The sequence below is a fragment of the Psychromonas sp. KJ10-2 genome (assembly GCF_047323255.1).
GTDB lineage: Bacteria > Pseudomonadota > Gammaproteobacteria > Enterobacterales > Psychromonadaceae > Psychromonas.
Genome location: NZ_CP178827.1, coordinates 893,024 through 910,884, shown reverse-complemented (window position 1 = coordinate 910,884; position 17,861 = coordinate 893,024). Strand labels below are relative to the sequence as shown.

The window sequence follows — 17,861 nt, the reverse complement described above, 5'->3', positions numbered from 1 at the left end:
ATTATTCGTCGTGCCCATTTAGAGGTGCATCCATGATATTCATTGTGCAATTTGAATAGGAACGATGAAAGCCATGGTTTATAAACACAATCTATTTGAATCTCAAGTAGATGTGAATTAGTGTGGTTTTATTATTATGTAATCAGCCTATAAATCAGAATGTCAGCTTACCTAGGCATATATAAGGGACTATCATGACTTCATTCATTTCGTTAGATCGCCTTCGATTTTTATTCAGTCGTTTTGCTGAACGACTTTGGGTGAGACCATTAGTGATCTGTTTATTGTCGGTTGTTGTGGTCTTTGCAGCGAAGTTTATAGATGGTACTGAGTTAGCTAATCTTGCACCTTTAGTTGAAAAGGACTCAGTTGAAACCTTGCTTTCTATTATGGCTTCTAGCATGTTGGTGATCGCAACACTGTCTGTATCATCTATGGTTGCTGCCTATGCGGCGGCGAGTAACTCTGCGACGCCTCGATCTTTCTCGTTAGTCGTTGCCGATGACGTATCGCAGAATGCACTATCTACCTTTGTTGGCGCCTTCATTTTTAGTGTCGTGGCAATTACCGCTGTAAAAAACACTTTTTATGATAAAGCGGGATTGTTTGTGCTTTTTGTTTTGACGGTGTTTGTCTTCGCCGTGGTGATTTTGACCTTTGTAAGGTGGGTAGACAGTATTGCACGTTTGGGAAGAGTCGGTTCAACCATTGATAAAGTTGAAAGTGCAACAGAAAAAGCGCTGATTAGAAGAAGAGACAAGCCTACACTTGGTGGGGTGTCTATTTTAGGTTCACCTATTAAAGGCCAAGCTGTGCATACAGCTAAAATTGGCTATGTTCAGCATATTGATATGGCGGTAATCCAAGACTGGGCAAATGATGCAGACGTGTCAGTCGTTTTATCGGCTTTGCCTGGTACATTTGTATCCCCCGATCAGGCGTTGGCTTACGTTACTATTTCATCAGATGAGTGGTCGGAATTAGACTGCGCATGTTTAATCGACGCCTTTCATATTGGAAAAGATCGGACCTTTGAAGATGATCCTCGATTTGGCTTGGTTGCATTGTCTGAAATTGCAGCTCGCGCTTTATCTCCTGCAGTAAACGATCCTGGAACGGCGATAAAAGTAATTGGCACATTAGTGCGTTTGCTCTCTATTCTTAATTCTCCTTCCAAAATTCAAAGTAAAAACCAAGTTGAATTTGATCGTGTAGCCGTACCAGAGGTGTTAGTGTCAGATATGTTTGAAGACGCTTTTACAGCTATCGCTCGTGATGGAGCGGGTAGTATAGAGGTGTGTGTACGCTTACAAAAGGCACTTAACTCTCTTGAGTCACTTAATAATGATGATATTCGTAAAACTGCTCGATATCACAAAGACTTAGCGTTGAAGAGAGCATGTAGTGCACTTGAAATAGAAGAGGATTTAGTTGCAGTTAAGCAGGCAGCAAGCAAAGGGGGAGCTTTAAATAGGGGAAGTCTAGACTGCAAGCGTTTTATATAGCTTGGTCTCGACATGCTCATCTACCTTTATAACAGATCCAATGCCTATTGGAGTGTATGAATAATTTAATCAAACATTAAATTTTAAACAATGAACAGGTTTGTGCAGCTAGATTGAAGCTAACCTTGCCGCCTGTTCTCCGTTTAACATTATGGGTTCTCTAAGTTAATTTTATTCATACACTGATTAATGAGTCGACTATTTTGCCTTTGTTCTAAAATCTGTTAACCAATATAAAAATGCAATCGCCCCAAAAGCGCCGCCCAACCAAGAAACCCCAGTCCAACCGCCCATCTCATAGACATATCCGGATGACGCAGATCCCACTACGCCTCCGAAGAAAAAGCTGGTCATGTAAGCTGTTGTAATTCGGCTTCTTGCGGCTGGGTTTAATGTATAAATAACACTTTGATTTAAGATGTGAGAGCCTTGCTGACCAACATCTAGCAAGATCACGCCTATGATGATCGCAATAAGGTGTGTGCTGAATAAGCCCATGATGGTAAAAGCAATCATGATCAATGACAGCAATAACCCTGTTCCCATACGGGTATACCCCTTATCATGCAGTTTACCCGCAAAACTAGCACTTAAAGCACCTGCTGCACCCAATAAGCCGAATAATCCAATCAAGGAATCACTGTAATTGTAAGGAGGGCGTGCAAGCAAAAACGCTAAGGAGGTCCAAAATACACTAAAGGCAGCAAAGCCGAGTGTGCCATACACAATTCGACGTATTAACAAAGGTTCATCACGTAATAAGTGAAGTATTGAGCCTATTAATGCAGGATAAGTTAAGCGCATTTCACCGCGACTTTCAGGAAGCATTTTCCATAACACGGCTGTTTGAACTAGCATGCTAAAAGTAGCAAACCAAAAAACCGCTTGCCATCCATAAGCATCAGCTATCACACCCGACACAGTTCTTGCTAATAAAATGCCCAATAATAAGCCTGACATCACACGCCCAATCACAGCACCACGTTGTCCTTCTTCCGCTAAAACAGCGGCAAAGGGCACTAACACTTGCGCTGCAACTGCGGTTAGTCCAATGGCCAAACAGGATAATAGAAATATACCAATACTAGTGGACATTGCTGCACCAGCTAAGCCAATGGCAGTACCTGCAGTCACAATAGTAATTAAGCGACGTCGTTCAAGTAGATCTCCGAGAGGCACGATTAACACCAAACCCATTACATAACCTAACTGCGTCATGGTAATAATCAGACCAGTAGTACCGATAGAAGTACCAAATACCTGGGCTAATGTATGCAGTAAAGGTTGTGCGTAATAAAGGTTTGCCACCGCCATACCGCAAGCAACGGCCATCACATACACTAATAAATTATTGGGCTTTAAGGAGAGGGTTTTCGGAGAAGCTTGATCCTTGTGATCACTTTTGGGATTAGACAAAGTAAGTTAACCTCGAAATTTTGATAAAAAGATAACAGAGTGATGGCAGTGAGTTTGAAAGCACTATTTATCCATCATAACGTGCTAATAGATAGAATGTAATGCTATCAAATAATAAAAGATAAGAGGATTAATGAGGAGAGCATTATTTTAGTGACTGGTATATGTTGTGAAGAGGACTCAAGCATTATTAAAACAGAGGAGTTAACTGTTTGATTAAATTCATCAAAAACTATAAAGTTGATTTTATAAATAATTGGTTATAATTTTATGCTGGTGCAAAATAGGGTCATTTGATAGATTTTTAAGAGCTTTCTTCAAGTTTTATCTATCACTTTAGCCGCATCGAGTTTACTGCATAATGATTAGACTATTCACTTAAGAGGGAATATGAGGCTACAAGGTAAAGTATTAAATTGGAATGATGATAAAGGGTTTGGTTTTGTTGAGCCAAATGGAGGGGGGAACGTATTTTTGTTCATATTAAAGCCTTCAAACCTCGCTCTAGACGTCCGGTTAATGGCGATCTTATTATCTATGATGTAGTGCGAGATAATAATAATCGAGGTAAAGCTGAAAATATTAAATTTAGTCGCGATGTAAAAGCTTCTCATAAACAAAGTTCGACCACTAGTCGACGTAAGTTTGGTCATCTAGTTACTGGTCTTTTTATTGTCGGGTTATTATTCTCAACCTTTACTGGAAAGCTGGTGTGGCTTATCTCAGCTATATATTTATTAATGAGTGTGGTCACCTATATGGCTTATGCTATTGATAAATCAGCGGCTCAAAATGGTCGTTGGAGAACCAAAGAAAGCACTTTACACCTGCTTTCTTTGATAGGTGGCTGGCCTGGCGCTTTTCTTGCCCAGAATAAATTACGTCATAAATCCAGCAAGAAAGAATTTAAAAATATGTTCTGGTTTACTGTGTTATTAAATTTAGGTGGTTTCTTCTGGTTACACACAGGAAGCGGCGTTCATTTTACAAATAACGTTATTTTACCGTTACTTTACCGTTACTAAGTCGCTGATAAGTTTATAGGTGGTTACGCATTTTCGATCTAAACGTGTGTTTAATACGTAGATAAAAATTACTAAATATCAGTAGTTATTATTGTGAGTAAATAACACCTACTATTCTGCTCTTATCATAAAATTTTTAATAGGATCTTAACTTGATTTCATTATTCTTACGTCATGCTATTCTGAGCTCGGTTGTGTTACTGACTGCCTGCAGCCAAGCTAATCTTAACCCAAATTATCAAGTCGCCGATGCTTTACCTAGTTACTCACAAGATACCTTTGAGCAATATATTAGTGAGACAAGAGCGTGGTTGTTAACGCATCGCGTTTTTAAAACTAATGATGTTGAAAAAGAGTTACGCGCTAATTTACCTTTCGAATTGATTCCTGAAAACCCAAATGGCGATGCGGTGCTTTTAGTACATGGCTTAGGTGATTCTCCGTATTCATTTATCGATATTGCTGATCATTTAGTGTCGAAAGGGTATTTGGTAAGAACCGTTTTATTACCTGGTCATGGAAGTAAATCAGGCGACTTAATGTTACCGAATTTAGCAGATTGGCAAGGTGTGGTGCACCATCATATCGAGTTATTAAAAGCTAAGGCGAATAAACTGTGGCTGGGAGGCTATTCTACTGGAGCAAACTTGGTAACATCTGAAGCATTAAATGATGATGGCATCGCTGGGTTATTGTTGTTTTCGCCTGCTTTTAAGCCAGAAAAGTCGGTGGTGAAATGGGCTAGTTTAGCCAGTTACTTTGTAACATGGGCTGATCAAGATCCTGAAACCAATTACATTCGTTATAACTCTTTACCTATGCATGGCGCAGCTGTTTATTACGATACTGCTGCAACAGTACAAGAAGATCTGCAAGGCATCACTTATCAGCAACCAGTGTTTATGATGATGAGTGAAGGTGATCGTGTCATTGATAGGGCATTTCCTATTGCTGTATTCGAACAACAATTTATCAATCCACGCAATCACTTAGTGTGGTTGGGAGAGCAAGACCTCTCTACTTCACAAAGCACGCGTTTTAGCATGGACCGTTCTGATTTAAATATCGTGAACGGCTCTCATATGGGATTATTATATTCACCTGATAATACAGAGTATGGTCAAAAGGCGAACATTATTATTTGTAATAACGGCCAGTCTGAGGAACAACAAAAAGCCTGTGAAGCAGGCAAAGATATTTGGTTTTCTTCTTACGGTTGGCATGTGGAAGGTAAAGCATTGGCACGCTTAACTTACAATCCTTACTTTGAGCAAAGTATGGCCGAGCTGGATCGCGTAATGGAAAATAAATAATCAAATGTAACTATTCAAATGTAATTATTTTTGGAAAGCTAGTTGTTATATTTTAGATCGCTAATCCAGTGAACACTGGAACACTTGAAAGTGAACTGAGCCAAAAAATTGGCTCATTTCATCTTAAATCGCTTGTATTATTAAGGATGAATAATGAAAAGACTTATTTTAGTCACGTCACCGCCAGCCAGTGGCAAAACCTACATTTCTAAAAAGTTAGCTAAAGCATTGAAGCATGTTGTGTATTTAGATAAAGATACATTGATCGTGCTATCACATCAGATTTTCAAGGTGATGAATGAAGAAGTCAACCGAAGCTCTGATTTTTTTGAGGAGCATATTCGTAATTACGAGTATGACGCGGTGTTAGCTTTAGCGATGGAAGCGCTAGAGTACGACGATATTGTATTAATTAACGCGCCATTCACCCGTGAAATTAGAGACACTGCATTTATTGATAATTTAAAAAATCAACTCATCGAAAAAGACGCGCGTTTGACGGTTGTCTGGGTGATGACTGATGTGGATGTGGTTAAAAGTCGTATGATAGAAAGAAACTCATTAAGAGATACTTGGAAGCTCGAAAACTGGGACGAGTATATTAAAGACGTTGATTTTTCAATCCCTACGAGTATCGATAACCCAGATATTGTTGATGATCTATTACTCTTTAAGAATTCCAATCAAGAAGAATATGAAAACTCATTGAAAGATCTTGTTTCAATATTAGAACAAAAACGGTAGCTGATTTTCAGACCTTTCATTCTCATATAACTAAAGAAACAGAGACAGTATTAATAAGTCTGCACAGGTTAGGTAATTGATGTTATCTAACCTGTTTATTTTAAAAGGCAGCGCTAATTTATTATCAATTTGTTGGTATTCCAGCAATAAACATCATTTCTACTTTCCAGTCTGGATTCGCTAGTTTGCACTCTACGCAGGCTCGTGCCGGTTGGTGGCCTGGTGTTACCCATTCATCCCATACTTTGTTTAATTGACTAAACTCACTCATATCTGATACCCAAATTTGTACTGATAAAATATGCTCTTTTGTGGCACCAACAGTAGCTAATAAGTTTTCTATATTGCTTAATATTTGCTGAGTTTGCGAAGTCATATTCGCTTGATAGTCGTTTGCGACTTGACCTGCACTATAGATGGTATTGCCATGTACGACTAATTCACTCATGCGTGGGTTACTTTGATGATAAGTTATGCTCATTTTATGCTCCTATTTTTTGAAAGGCTGGTTTATATTGATTAAAAGTTTCAAGTATTTCGTCTAAGTTACGACGAGCGCCAGTTTGAAGGTATTCCATTGCATTCAATGCTGCGTTATGTGCTTGAGTACTTGAGCCGGCAACACAATCTTCAATAACACGACAAAAATAATCAGATTGATGACCGTCAGAAAAAGTGTAATGAACACATACATCAGTCAGCCCACCACACAGTATTAAGGTATCGATCTTTAACCCTTTTAATAAGATTTCAAAGTCTGTTCCGAAAAAGCCGAGTAACGACGTTTTTTAATTAAATAGTCATCCTTTCTAAAGCCGGTAATATCCGCAGCAATTTCTGTATTAGGGTTGCCTTCAATACAATGAACATCTTCACTTCCATCTAGCTCGCGTCCAAAATCTATGTGATCAGGTCTATGCACCTCTTGTATGAATATAACGGGAATGCCAGACTCTCGTGCTCTATCAATCGCCAATCTAGATTTAGTTAAGCGTTCAGCGTAATTAGGCATGTGTGCGATCGCTCTTACATCTTGATGAATAAATGCGCCAGTTTGAATGTCGATAACAATCAGTGCTGGGCGTCCTTCTATTATTTTTCGTTTTGTTTGTTGCTTAGTGCTCATAAAAACCTCATTGATTAATCTTATATATTGGCTGATTGGATTTACGAGGGGTTGAGCCCCATAAATTCACGCATTCTTATTTGTGCTGCAGTTGAATTGGTTGTATTTAGGATGTTTTCTGGTTTTTCATTCACTTGTATCACACCGTGCTCCATCATCACCACACGATCTGAAACAGATAAAGCAAAATCCATTTCATGGGTCACAATCACCATAGTCATTCCTTCTTTTGCCAGGTCTTGAATCACTTTTAATACTTCACCTACCATTTCAGGATCTAATGCTGATGTTGGTTCATCAAACAAGATAATGTCAGGGGAGAGGGCAAGAGTGCGTGCTATTGCGACTCGCTGCTGCTGACCTCCAGATAATTGATGCGGGTATTTATTCGCATGCAATAATAAACCGACTCGATCTAATAAGTATAAAGCTTGTTGTTTATTGGTGTTTTGACCCGTTTGTTTTGCATGGTAACGCGGAGCCATCATGATGTTTTCGAATACGGTCATATGTGGAAATAAATTAAAGCCCTGAAAAACCATACCAATACGCAGCATACCTTCTTTAATACAGCGCTTATCGGTTGAAGCATCGATACCGCCCGTTAAGTAATTTTCTCCGAATAAAATGATTTCACCAGTATCTAACTCTTCCAGTAAATTAAATGTACGAATTAGTGTTGTTTTCCCAGAGCCGGAAGGTCCAATTACACTGACCACTTCCCCCATTTTAATGGTTAAATCAATATTTCTTAATACTAGGTGTTGGCCATATGATTTATGTAAACCAATCAGTTGCATGGCTGGTGGAGAGCCTGCTATTGCGATGTTCTGTCTCAGAGGGAGCGGCTGAGCTGTCTCTCTTAATTGTTTACTCTCAACGTCAGATAAAGTCTCTGGATCACGTGCTACAACATCCAAATGCCTTTCTAGCCATTGCAAAATAGAGCCAAAAACCGTGACGATAAGTACATAATAAACAGCAACGGCTAATAGCGTCTCTAATACCAGAAAGTTTTGTGCATATAAGTTCTGCCCTGTCATTAATAACTCTGAGAGTGAGATGACTGAGACTAAAGAACTCAACTTGATCACTGAAACATATTCGTTAATCAAAGCTGGTAATGAGATACGAAATGATTGTGGAATAACAATCAAACGTTGGATGCCAATAAATCCGATATTCAGCGCATGGCCTGCCTCACGTTGACCTTTAGCTACAGACAATAATCCACTACGGTGGATTTCGGCCATGTAAGCCGCTTCCGTAATCACCAAACTAATTAAACCAGCTATAAAAGGGCTACTCAGGTAACTACTTGTGGATGGGAATAATTGTGGTAGGTTGTAAACAAACACCAATACAACAAGCAGTGGGACACTTCTAAAGAACCAAATATAGACTTTAGCAGGTGAGGCTATCCAGCGAGAAGAGGAAGCTTTTGCACAAGCAATTAAAAATCCTAACACCAAGCTTATACACCAAGACAAGGTGCTAATTAGTACTACAATAAGGCTCGCTTCCCAAAATTTTGGCATTGAAAATAAAGAGAAAAAGTATTCCCACTCTATACTCATTTTACTTACTCCTTGTTGGTGTGGTAGTTATGATTTATTGAGTAACAGAGTTGAGTTCATATTTCTCTAATAGATCAGGAAAAGATCCATTGGAATTAATCGTGTCAAATGCTTGTTGTAAACTATCTTTTAATGCTGGGTTGTTTTTATTGACGTAGATACCAAGCGTTTGAGGATAAATAAGATCTTCTGAACTAATTTCAATACGTCCTTTAGACTTTTTAACGATTATTTTGGCAGCACCAGATATTTCAACTTGTGCTTCAATATTTTTAGACATTAATGCTTGTGATACTTCAGGTGCTGATGGGAAAGCACGTACCCTAATTTCTCCTTTGCCTTGCTCTTTACAATAACTGTCGGATAACTTATTCAATGCAGTGACCCAAGTTGTCCCTTGCTGTAGTCCCACCGTCATACCACATAAATCTTTTTCAGTTCTAGGTTGGTATTTTGAACCTTTTCCGACCATTATCGCAGCGCCAGTTCGGGCATAAGGAATCACATAGGCCTTTTTTTGTCTCTCTGGTGTAACATAGATACCTGAAATAACAATGTCATATTTATTGGCGTTAAGCCCTAACATTAGCCCTGAAAACTTGGTTTCAACATAATTCACTTCAGCCCCAATTTGTTTCCCTAATAACACTGCCATATCGGGATCGAAGCCAACCACCTTATCTCCCTCATAGGATTCAAAAGGCGGGTAGGTCATCTCCATACCTATAGATAATTTCCCTGCAGTTAATGTTTCAGCAGCGCAGATAGTATTGCTGAATGTAGTTAGACCAAGAATGGTAAGTGTGAGTCCAGTGATAAAAGTCCTTTTTGAATGTTTCATAGCTTCTCTCCTTAGTGATGAATTAGGTTTGTGTCATTAACAGACCCAATAACAGTAGCATTTGAGATAAATGAGTGAGAGTGATTAATTCTTGACCTAAGCTTAAGTAAAACTTATGCTTCAAACATGAATCAGAGATTACCCCCATTATCATCATTAAAAGCTTTTCATAGCGCATCTATAAGGGAAAGTTTTGCGGAAGCTGCTCGTGAGTTATGTGTCAGCCAGAGTGCTATTAGTCAGCAAATTAGAGTACTTGAAGAGTCGCTCGGTGTTAAATTATTTAAGCGCTTGGGTAATAAAGTTCAGCTAACAGACGCAGGTGAAAGCTTAAGTATTCAAGTTAATCAAGCATTTACACTGCTTTCAGAAGCTTGTTTAAAAACATCTCTTATTGCGACTCAAAAGTCATTAGTGATTAATGCTGAACATGCGATGGCAAGTCGATGGTTGCGACCTCGTTTAGCTAAATTTCGACAATTAAATCCAGATGCAAAAATCACTCTGAATTTAGGTTGGGAGCCTAATCATGCAAGTGAAGTTGATATTGTTATTCACTTTGAAGAAAGGTTTAATACAGAAAAGTATGAGTTAACTCGGCTTCTCCCTATTGATTGTTATCCTGCTTGCTCCTCCTCTTTCTACCAAAACAACGCTGATCGACTGCTTAATAACATAGAACAGGTACCGTTAGTTCATGACAACAGTAGGACGATTTGGATGCAATGGTTTAATAAATATTTACCTAATAGTAACAGCTGGAAGCATGGTTATGTTTATTCAGATTTGTCACTTGCTTTAGAAGCTGCACTTGATGGGGAGGGCTTATTCTTAGCTGATGATATAATTTGTAAACAAGAAATTGAATCCGGTGCGTTAGTTAAAGTATCTTCACAATCACTCGTTACTGCCTGGTATTGTATTGCAGTGAGTAAAGCCAATAAATCGAATCTATTCATTGATGAATTTATTGAATGGATGGTAGAAAATAGCTGATTTAGCCTTGCCTGAAAAAGTTAATCGTTAATTTAAATTGACTTTTTTGTTTATTTCAAATCAAAATACCTTTCAATTTTTGACCAATTACTATCAGTAAAGATCATTAAAAAGGGGTGTTATGAAAATAGTTAGTGCTCAAGAAGTACAACAGATATTGTCTTTTGAAAAACTTATTCCAGCATTAAAATCAGCTTTTAGTGATGATTTTGGTATGCCACAAAGACAGATGTACTCGTTTCCTGGCGGCAGTGAAGAAAAGCAAAATACTTTCGCTGTTTTACCGGCTTGGACTCAAGATGTAGTAGGGGTTAAATCATTTACACATTACCCTCAAAATCCTGAAAAAGGACGTTTAACTGTTTCTGCACAGGTTTTATTGTTTTCAAGGGACACCGGTGCGCCGTTAGCCTTAGTTGATGGGACAAGTTTAACTTATTGGCGAACGGCTGCTATTTCCGCACTCGCCTCTAGTTTGATGTCTCGTGAAAATGCCAGTACCTTATTATTATTTGGAACCGGTGAATTAGCGCCTTATATGGCTTTAGCACATGCTAGTGTGAGGCCCATTACTACTATTTATATTAGTGGGCGTGACTTGCAAAAAATACATAACACAATCGAAAGCATCAAAAAGGTGCGTCCAGAACTGTGTGTATTGCCTTATCAAAAAAATGAAGGTGAGATGATTGATGTGGACATTATAAGTTGTGCAACAGGTAGCTCAACTCCTGTATTTGATGGTGCCTCAGTTAAACAGGGGACACATATTGATTTGGTTGGGAATCATCATCCTACTTGTCGAGAGTGTGATTCCTATAGCATAGAAACGTCTTATGTTATCGCCGATAGTTATCTTAATGTGTTTAATGAAGCTGGAGAAATATTGATCCCAATGTCTGAAGGGAAAATAGAAAAAACACATGTAAAAGGTGAGTTGGCAGAACTTTGTGCTGGGGATGTACTAGGTCGATTAAGCCTTGAACAGACCACTTTATTTAAATCAGTAGGTACTGCTTTAGCAGATGTAGCCAGCGCTTATCATATTTATACTCAATTGATGAACGAACAAGATATTAATTAACTGATATATTGTTATTTAAGTGGTGTCTGCCACACGCATACATCACTTGTTTAATAACCAAATGACCTTTCTATTTTTTACTTTTAATTCGCTATTATATTCAAAATACTAATGGCTCTATGATTAATGATTTGCTTTGTATTTTATGTTTTTGATCGATTATAAAATAATAGTGATGTAAATTTTCTCTTTTTCTATTGGGAGTATCGATTGTTTAAGTCAATTAATCATGTTGCCATCATTTGTTCAGACTATTCAAGGTCTAAGCATTTTTATACTGACATTCTTGGGTTGCAAGTGATTGCTGAGCATTATCGTGCAGAAAGGCAATCTTATAAATTGGATTTATCATTACCTGATGGCGGACAAATCGAATTGTTTTCATTTCCTGATCCGCCAGAAAGGTTAACAAAACCTGAAGCGCTAGGATTAAGGCATTTAGCATTTACCGTTGATTCAGTTGTGCAAACAGTTGAGTATTTAATTTCTAAGGGTATTGATGTTGAAGCTATCAGAGTCGATGAATTGACTCATCGACCATTCACATTTTGTAAAGACCCAGATGGATTACCCTTGGAGATTTATGAAGGGGAAGGCGGTTAACTTTACACTATAAAGGTTAGGGAGGGAGCAATAATGATAAAAAGTATAAATCATGTGCAAGTGACAATACCGTTTGGTGGTGAAGAAGAAGCCAAAAGATTTTATGGTGGTGTATTAGGTTTGAAGCAGTTAATACAACCTGAGAGTTTGAGAGCAACAAATAGTCTCTGGTTTGAGTTAGGATCATTGCAACTTCATTTAGGTTGTGAGGATAATGCACATAGAACAAATTCTAGAGCGCACGTGGCTTATAATGTAGATAATATCGAGCAATGTCGCAGAACATTTGAAGCACTAGGCGTTGAAATATATGAAAATACACAAATTGAAGGTATCAAAAGATTTGATATTCGAGACCCCTTTGGTAATCGACTCGAAATAATGGAAATGACTTCTGTTTAGTAGGGTATGTGTTAGTTAAGTTAAAGCTAACGTCGAGCCCTTGTTCAAAACGCTTCTATGACGACAACTTATCCCTAAATTAACCCTGAGAATCACTCGCCTTTTTTTATTTTTACTGTTTTTGCTACAAATATATATCATTAATTTATATGGTAAATTTAATTAAATCATTAATATGTGATATTATTAAAAATTAAATATACGGTTAATACCAACTCGTCATTAATACTACCTATACATAAATGGAAGATAGGCATCATGGAACCTGATACACCAAAAACAACCGAGTCTACTGAGAAAAACAATAAAAAACAACGACCTGCAATTCGCTTTGATAACTCTGACTTAATAAAAAGTGGCTTTTGGGTCGGTCAAATCTTTATGGTAATAGCAACAGTAATAGGTGTTTATTTAGCTGCCCAAGAAGGTTTATCGCAAGCTTTATTATTCGAAAACTTAAACAGTAAAGAGAAGAACTTTTATCTACAACATGCCTTAGCTGATGAGCTTAGTGACAATATTAAGACACTGGATAGTTATGCTAAATTACTGCAAGAGAAGTCTCCTTATAATGTAAAAGCTTACCATCCTGTGGTTGATGATTTTGTATGGGGCAACATGAAGTACTCATCAAATGCATTAGAAACACCAAGTAATATACTCTCCGGCGTTCGCCGTTATAACTCTGAAACGGCGCTGATCATTACAAAAATAGAAAATAATCAATTTGGTCCAAAATATGGTTCAGGTTTGCTTCTGGAGCTTAATGAAAAAGTAAGTGAAGGTGCTCTTAAAAACTTAATCAATAATTATACTCAACTTCATAAAGAACTGATTGCAGCTGGTATTGAAGTCGGCCCATTGGCCAATAATTAAGGAAGATAATAATGAAAAACTGCCCAAGTTGTAACAGCTCTAAAATGAGAAAATATGAGTTCCATCAACAAGAAGTAGATCAATGCCAAGACTGCCATGGAATCTGGCTAGAGTTAGGTGAATTAGACGGTGCCTTGTCTATTGCAGATAATAATAACGACCAAGTTTTGCTTGAGCAAAATCTCGGAGAGGTACTGGGCCAATCAGATCGCCACTGCTATGTCTGTGATCAAAGGTTAACTCGATATCATTTAATGTCTGGATTTAAAGTAGAGGTGGATGCTTGTTCTGGTTGCCATGGCGTTTGGTTAGATAATGATGAGCTTGAAAAAGTGAGTCAGTCTCCTGCAATTGCTGAAGCGTTGTTAGAATTAGATAAACCAGTGCATAAGCGAACTTGGCTATTTCAATTTTTGTCTCAAATGCCAGTGGAATACAATTTAAAGCCCAAAAGAACACCATGGGTGACTTATGCATTACTTGTTTTCAATGTGTTAATTTTTATGAGCTATGGTTTGGGGGCAGCAGTGAAGATTTTGCATTCAATAACTTTGCTTTGCACTCTGACCAAGTGAGCCATGGTCAACAGCTGTGGACACTACTAACACATATGTATATGCATGGTGGATTAATGCATTTAGTGGGGAATATGTATTTCCTATATATTATTGGCGATAATTTAGAAGATACTTTGGGCCGTGGAAAATTTATTCTTTATTACACTTTGTGTGGTCTTGGTGCAGCTGTTGCACAGATTTTAGCTGATCCTAATTCAATGATTCCAATGGTAGGCGCAAGTGGTGCGATTGCAGGTTTGTTTGGTATGTATTTATTATGGTTCAGACATGCAAGTTTGACTTTCATGATTATTGTTTACCAGAAAAAAGTAAGCCCTGTTATTTTCTTTGGCTTTTGGATTTTAACTAATATTTTGGGTCTTTATTTAGCAAATGAAAGTGGTGGTGGCGTAGCTTATTGGGCTCATATTGGCGGTTTTATTGCAGGTATTGCGATTGGTTTATTGGTTAAAAAGAAAGTGTTTGCTGCCAATCCTTTGTTGGCTATTCTTAACAGTCATGAAGTTAAAGTAAAACGTTAAATATCAACTACAACGACAGCCTGTAGATAGGTTGTCGCTGTTCATTAATATAATTGTTATATGAACAAGCCACCTTAAGTGCACTGTTTTGATCCATCCTCTGTCATTAATCCGTGTATTGTATGAGCTAAAATGAACCTCACCGCAGTTGAGAAAAGGGGGATGACTCTATTACTTTTAAAACGTGAATTTGGCTTATTTATTGCTAACTTATTTGAGATTGTCGCTGTAGAGTTTATGATGAATAAACTCTACATTCAGTGTTGAATAATGTATGTATTGCGTAATGTTAGGAAGGGAACTAAATGCCAAGTAACAAACATAGTTTTATTGAAGATGTGCAAGCAATCATTATTGCAACGTTATTAGCTTCACTAGGGGTAATGTTGTTTAAAAAAACCGGTTTATTAATTGGTGGTACCGCTGGGTTATCTTTTTTAGGACAATACGCAACTCAATTTAGCTTTAGTGAAATATTTTTTATTATTAATCTTCCGTTTTATATACTTTCTTATAAACAGCTAGGGTGGAAGTTTACGCTAAAGACCTTTGTAGCTGTTTTATTATTATCTGTTTTTGTTGAGTTTACACCTACATTTATTACGGTGAGCTTTTTAGATCCTATCTATTCAGCGGTGGTAGGTGGATTATTAATTGGCTTTGGTTTATTGATGTTATTTCGACATGGTGCAAGCTTGGGAGGATTAATGATTTTGGCGCAATTTTTAAATCAAAAATACAAGATTCCCATCGGTAAATTTCAAATGTCAGTGGACTTTGTCGTGTTGTTACTCGCTATTTTTATTGTTGATTGGTGCGCTATTTTACTCTCTATATTAGGAGCAACAGCATGTAATTTAATCCTAGTGATTAACCATAAACCAGGGCGCTATAGTGGTAAATAGGCACACTTGTTAAGTGCTATTTTTTAAAATCAATAGTTTATGATTAGCTTGATTAACGGGTTTTATTTTTGTTCTGTTTATATACCTTTATCATCTGCACGTGTGTTGTATCCAACAACGCTAATTATCATCTAATTTCTGTTTCAAAACGTTAAGGACTCTTCTATGAAAAAAAGTTTGTTAACCCTCTCCCTTATTGCTTCTTCGTTTCTCTCGTCCAGTGTAATTGCAGATCCTAAAACACCAGGTACTCAAGCGGGTTATTCAACTGCTGAACTATTATCTCAGGGGATTCCTGATGATTTAAATACGGTATCCGTTGAAGCGTTAACTGAGGAGTTAAAAGGTAAACCAGCTATGTCGGTTGGTTTTGATATCGATGATACTGTTTTATTTAGTAGTCCTGTTTTTTATCGCGGCCAGCAAGAGTTTTCACCGAGTGGTTACTCATATCTTTCTAATCAACAGTTTTGGGATAAAGCGAACTGTGGCTGGGATGCCTTTAGCCAACCGAAAACCATCGCCAGTAAGTTGATTGCGATGCATCAAGCACGAGGAGACGATATCTACTTTATTACGGCTCGTACACCCTCTGATTGTGACTTTATGACAACTTATATTAAAAAGACTTTTGATATTAAACAGATGCACGACGTTATTTTCTCAGGAACAAGTAAAGAGGCTTATTTAAAAGCTCCGTATATAAAACAACATAATATTAAAATTTACTATGGGGATGCAGATGGTGACATTATCTCTGCTCGCCAAGCTGGTGCTGAAGGGATCCGTATTATGCGGGCAGCTAACTCAAGTTATAAGCCGTTACCAAAAAATGGATTATACGGAGAACGTGTTGTATTAGATTCGCAATACTAAATTAACCTTTTAAGTATGTTGATTGTAAACCACTCATTGAGTGGTTTTTTTATGCCTGAAACATGTTCAAACTACTTCTTATGCCAATTGTATTAAATAACTGATCTAAATTTTGCGCCGGAAAAATGGCTTAGTTTGAGGCGTAAGTTGATGTAAATGGTTGTTCCCTATACGAAACTTAAACGAAAAAATAAGTTGTTTTAACAAGTAAAATAGATCAGTTACTTACTATGATTGGTATTATTACTGATGTTGATTAGTTTTACATTTATTTGGTTTATGAAGATTATAAGAATAATTATTAGCGATAAAACAATAGTTTGAAAGTTTGGTCTAGACATTGCTACTTTAATATATGTTGTTGTAACACCTCGATAAAAACTTTGAATAAAGTGTTTATCTTCATGTGAAAATGAGCAAAAGGAAGGTGATATATGAAAAAACGAATAGTTATTTGTGCTGATGGGACTTGGAATCATCCTGAAAATGATCTTAAGAAAGATTTTCCTACCAATATTTTAAAACTAGCTCGTGCAATCAAACCTTTTTCTTCAGACCAATCTCCACAACAAGTTTTTTACGATTGGGGCATTGGTTCCTATTACGATAATACTATTGGAGGTGCAACTGGCAGGGGGCTACATAAAAATATCATGGATAATTATCGTTATATTATCCAAAACTATTCTGATGGTGATGAGCTTTTCTTATTCGGCTTTAGCCGTGGTGCTTATACTATTCGATGTCTCTGCGGATTAATTAATAACTGTGGAATTTTAAAAAGAGATAATGCGAAGCTGGTACAACACGCTTTTAATCATTATAAAAAATCAGGTGAAGCTTACACTCCCAGTGGAAAAGAATCGATAAAATTTAGGAATGACTATTGTCACCAATCAAGAGAAGTAAAGTTTGTAGGGGTATGGGATACAGTTGGGGCGATGGGGATACCCTTGACATTTTTAGGATTATTTAACGATAAGGATGAATTTTATGATAATAAAATTGGCAGTAATGTTTTGATTGCAAGGCATGCGCTTGCTATTGATGAACATAGATGTGACTTCATCCCAACGATTTGGTCTGCAGGTGATAATATGGACATTAAACAGGTTTGGTTCGCTGGTGCACATAGCGACATCGGAGGTAGTTACCCACCTGATAAGTCGGGAACCATTTTATCAGATAATGCATTAAGTTGGATGCTTGAAGAAGTCACAACAGCTGGCTTAGATGTTGAAACACATTTACAAGAGAGCATTAAAGAGAGTACGCTTGCTACTATGCATAATTCAAGAAGGTCCTTTTATCGTATTAAAAGTAAATATTTTCGCACTCTTGATCATGGTCAAGGGCAGGTATTGATTCATAAGTCGGTTAAATACCGCTGGGATAACGATCCTAAATATAGACCAAAAAATGTAGTCGATTACTTAGTGGATCATAAATGGAGCGAATCTATCCTTTAAAGCA

18 protein-coding genes and 2 pseudogenes are annotated in these 17,861 nt (G+C 37.4%); 14 read left to right on the top strand and 6 right to left on the bottom strand.

From position 1 onward, the window contains the following. Window positions 1-194 precede the first annotated feature (194 nt). A complete protein-coding gene (locus ACLKL2_RS04410; RefSeq protein WP_413693522.1) occupies window positions 195-1,505 on the top strand; it encodes a DUF2254 domain-containing protein in 1,311 nt (436 codons plus the stop codon). A 198-nt stretch (window positions 1,506-1,703) separates the two neighbouring features. Here ACLKL2_RS04410 and ACLKL2_RS04405 read toward each other — a convergent pair whose 3' ends face one another. Then, the gene (locus ACLKL2_RS04405) at window positions 1,704-2,921 is read right to left on the bottom strand and encodes an MFS transporter (RefSeq protein ID WP_413693521.1); all 1,218 of its coding nucleotides are present in this window, start codon (window positions 2,919-2,921) and stop codon (window positions 1,704-1,706) included. 545 nt (window positions 2,922-3,466) lie between these two features. Between ACLKL2_RS04405 and ACLKL2_RS04400 the strand changes: the two genes are divergently transcribed. The 3 genes from ACLKL2_RS04400 to ACLKL2_RS04390 all read left to right on the top strand — a co-directional run bounded on the left by ACLKL2_RS04400 (window position 3,467) and on the right by ACLKL2_RS04390 (window position 6,003). After that, window positions 3,467-3,946, top strand: coding sequence for a DUF1294 domain-containing protein (locus ACLKL2_RS04400; RefSeq protein WP_413693520.1), 480 nt, complete (start codon window positions 3,467-3,469; stop codon window positions 3,944-3,946). 152 nt (window positions 3,947-4,098) lie between these two features. Then, window positions 4,099-5,259: an alpha/beta hydrolase gene (locus tag ACLKL2_RS04395; protein ID WP_413693519.1), complete on the top strand. Its 1,161-nt coding sequence runs from the start codon at window positions 4,099-4,101 to the stop codon at window positions 5,257-5,259. A 153-nt stretch (window positions 5,260-5,412) separates the two neighbouring features. After that, the gene (locus ACLKL2_RS04390; protein ID WP_413693518.1) at window positions 5,413-6,003 is read left to right on the top strand and encodes an AAA family ATPase; all 591 of its coding nucleotides are present in this window, start codon (window positions 5,413-5,415) and stop codon (window positions 6,001-6,003) included. A 124-nt stretch (window positions 6,004-6,127) separates the two neighbouring features. Here ACLKL2_RS04390 and ACLKL2_RS04385 read toward each other — a convergent pair whose 3' ends face one another. The 5 genes and pseudogenes from ACLKL2_RS04385 to ACLKL2_RS04365 form a co-directional block, all read right to left on the bottom strand. Further along, window positions 6,128-6,484 carry a RidA family protein gene (locus ACLKL2_RS04385; protein ID WP_413693517.1) on the bottom strand — a complete coding sequence of 119 codons (357 nt, stop codon included), beginning with the start codon at window positions 6,482-6,484 and terminating at the stop codon, window positions 6,128-6,130. A 1-nt stretch (window position 6,485) separates the two neighbouring features. Then, window positions 6,486-7,129: pseudogene (locus ACLKL2_RS04380) on the bottom strand (cysteine hydrolase family protein). A 41-nt stretch (window positions 7,130-7,170) separates the two neighbouring features. Next, window positions 7,171-7,929: an amino acid ABC transporter ATP-binding protein gene (locus ACLKL2_RS04375; protein WP_413694247.1), complete on the bottom strand. Its 759-nt coding sequence runs from the start codon at window positions 7,927-7,929 to the stop codon at window positions 7,171-7,173. 129 nt (window positions 7,930-8,058) lie between these two features. After that, window positions 8,059-8,667 (bottom strand): annotated as a pseudogene (locus ACLKL2_RS04370) (amino acid ABC transporter permease); the annotation flags it as partial. Between the two features lie 73 nt (window positions 8,668-8,740). Next, window positions 8,741-9,547 carry an ABC transporter substrate-binding protein gene (locus ACLKL2_RS04365; RefSeq protein WP_413693516.1) on the bottom strand — a complete coding sequence of 269 codons (807 nt, stop codon included), beginning with the start codon at window positions 9,545-9,547 and terminating at the stop codon, window positions 8,741-8,743. Window positions 9,548-9,673: 126 nt separating this feature from the next. On the opposite strand from ACLKL2_RS04365, the gene ACLKL2_RS04360 reads away from it, so the two are divergent. From ACLKL2_RS04360 to ACLKL2_RS04315, 10 genes are all read left to right on the top strand, one after another. Continuing rightward, window positions 9,674-10,543 (top strand): LysR family transcriptional regulator, encoded by an 870-nt coding sequence (locus tag ACLKL2_RS04360; protein WP_413693515.1) that lies wholly within the window; start codon window positions 9,674-9,676, stop codon window positions 10,541-10,543. Window positions 10,544-10,664: 121 nt separating this feature from the next. Next, on the top strand, window positions 10,665-11,627 hold the full coding sequence (locus tag ACLKL2_RS04355; protein ID WP_413693514.1) for an ornithine cyclodeaminase family protein: 963 nt from the start codon (window positions 10,665-10,667) through the stop codon (window positions 11,625-11,627). A gap of 210 nt (window positions 11,628-11,837) precedes the next feature. Further along, the gene (gloA2, locus tag ACLKL2_RS04350) at window positions 11,838-12,230 is read left to right on the top strand and encodes an SMU1112c/YaeR family gloxylase I-like metalloprotein (protein WP_113818664.1); all 393 of its coding nucleotides are present in this window, start codon (window positions 11,838-11,840) and stop codon (window positions 12,228-12,230) included. A gap of 33 nt (window positions 12,231-12,263) precedes the next feature. Continuing rightward, a complete protein-coding gene (locus ACLKL2_RS04345) occupies window positions 12,264-12,632 on the top strand; it encodes a VOC family protein (protein WP_413693513.1) in 369 nt (122 codons plus the stop codon). A gap of 258 nt (window positions 12,633-12,890) precedes the next feature. Then, complete coding sequence (locus ACLKL2_RS04340) at window positions 12,891-13,508, top strand: hypothetical protein (RefSeq protein ID WP_258546862.1); 618 nt, start codon at window positions 12,891-12,893, stop codon at window positions 13,506-13,508. An 11-nt stretch (window positions 13,509-13,519) separates the two neighbouring features. Beyond that, window positions 13,520-14,083 carry a zf-TFIIB domain-containing protein gene (locus ACLKL2_RS04335; protein WP_413693512.1) on the top strand — a complete coding sequence of 188 codons (564 nt, stop codon included), beginning with the start codon at window positions 13,520-13,522 and terminating at the stop codon, window positions 14,081-14,083. A 56-nt stretch (window positions 14,084-14,139) separates the two neighbouring features. Then, window positions 14,140-14,607, top strand: coding sequence for a rhomboid family intramembrane serine protease (locus ACLKL2_RS04330; RefSeq protein ID WP_413693511.1), 468 nt, complete (start codon window positions 14,140-14,142; stop codon window positions 14,605-14,607). 305 nt (window positions 14,608-14,912) lie between these two features. Beyond that, window positions 14,913-15,512 carry a YitT family protein gene (locus tag ACLKL2_RS04325; protein WP_413693510.1) on the top strand — a complete coding sequence of 200 codons (600 nt, stop codon included), beginning with the start codon at window positions 14,913-14,915 and terminating at the stop codon, window positions 15,510-15,512. A 165-nt stretch (window positions 15,513-15,677) separates the two neighbouring features. Continuing rightward, window positions 15,678-16,388 carry an acid phosphatase AphA gene (gene aphA / locus ACLKL2_RS04320; protein ID WP_413693509.1) on the top strand — a complete coding sequence of 237 codons (711 nt, stop codon included), beginning with the start codon at window positions 15,678-15,680 and terminating at the stop codon, window positions 16,386-16,388. 434 nt (window positions 16,389-16,822) lie between these two features. Further along, on the top strand, window positions 16,823-17,857 hold the full coding sequence (locus tag ACLKL2_RS04315; protein ID WP_413693508.1) for a DUF2235 domain-containing protein: 1,035 nt from the start codon (window positions 16,823-16,825) through the stop codon (window positions 17,855-17,857). Window positions 17,858-17,861 lie beyond the last annotated feature (4 nt).

Excerpts from the sequence above, each read along its gene's own strand:
- ACLKL2_RS04410 (WP_413693522.1), top strand. The coding sequence starts at position 195 with ATGACTTCATTCATTTCGTTAGATCGCCTTCGATTTTTATTCAGTCGT.
- ACLKL2_RS04390 (WP_413693518.1), top strand. The coding sequence starts at position 5,413 with ATGAAAAGACTTATTTTAGTCACGTCACCGCCAGCCAGTGGCAAAACC.
- ACLKL2_RS04385 (WP_413693517.1), bottom strand. The coding sequence starts at position 6,484 with ATGAGCATAACTTATCATCAAAGTAACCCACGCATGAGTGAATTAGTC.
- ACLKL2_RS04375 (WP_413694247.1), bottom strand. The coding sequence starts at position 7,929 with ATGCAACTGATTGGTTTACATAAATCATATGGCCAACACCTAGTATTA.
- ACLKL2_RS04365 (WP_413693516.1), bottom strand. The coding sequence starts at position 9,547 with ATGAAACATTCAAAAAGGACTTTTATCACTGGACTCACACTTACCATT.
- ACLKL2_RS04360 (WP_413693515.1), top strand. The coding sequence starts at position 9,674 with ATGAATCAGAGATTACCCCCATTATCATCATTAAAAGCTTTTCATAGC.
- ACLKL2_RS04355 (WP_413693514.1), top strand. The coding sequence starts at position 10,665 with ATGAAAATAGTTAGTGCTCAAGAAGTACAACAGATATTGTCTTTTGAA.
- ACLKL2_RS04345 (WP_413693513.1), top strand. The coding sequence starts at position 12,264 with ATGATAAAAAGTATAAATCATGTGCAAGTGACAATACCGTTTGGTGGT.
- ACLKL2_RS04340 (WP_258546862.1), top strand. The coding sequence starts at position 12,891 with ATGGAACCTGATACACCAAAAACAACCGAGTCTACTGAGAAAAACAAT.
- ACLKL2_RS04335 (WP_413693512.1), top strand. The coding sequence starts at position 13,520 with ATGAAAAACTGCCCAAGTTGTAACAGCTCTAAAATGAGAAAATATGAG.
- ACLKL2_RS04330 (WP_413693511.1), top strand. The coding sequence starts at position 14,140 with ATGCATTTAGTGGGGAATATGTATTTCCTATATATTATTGGCGATAAT.
- ACLKL2_RS04325 (WP_413693510.1), top strand. The coding sequence starts at position 14,913 with ATGCCAAGTAACAAACATAGTTTTATTGAAGATGTGCAAGCAATCATT.
- aphA (WP_413693509.1), top strand. The coding sequence starts at position 15,678 with ATGAAAAAAAGTTTGTTAACCCTCTCCCTTATTGCTTCTTCGTTTCTC.
- ACLKL2_RS04315 (WP_413693508.1), top strand. The coding sequence starts at position 16,823 with ATGAAAAAACGAATAGTTATTTGTGCTGATGGGACTTGGAATCATCCT.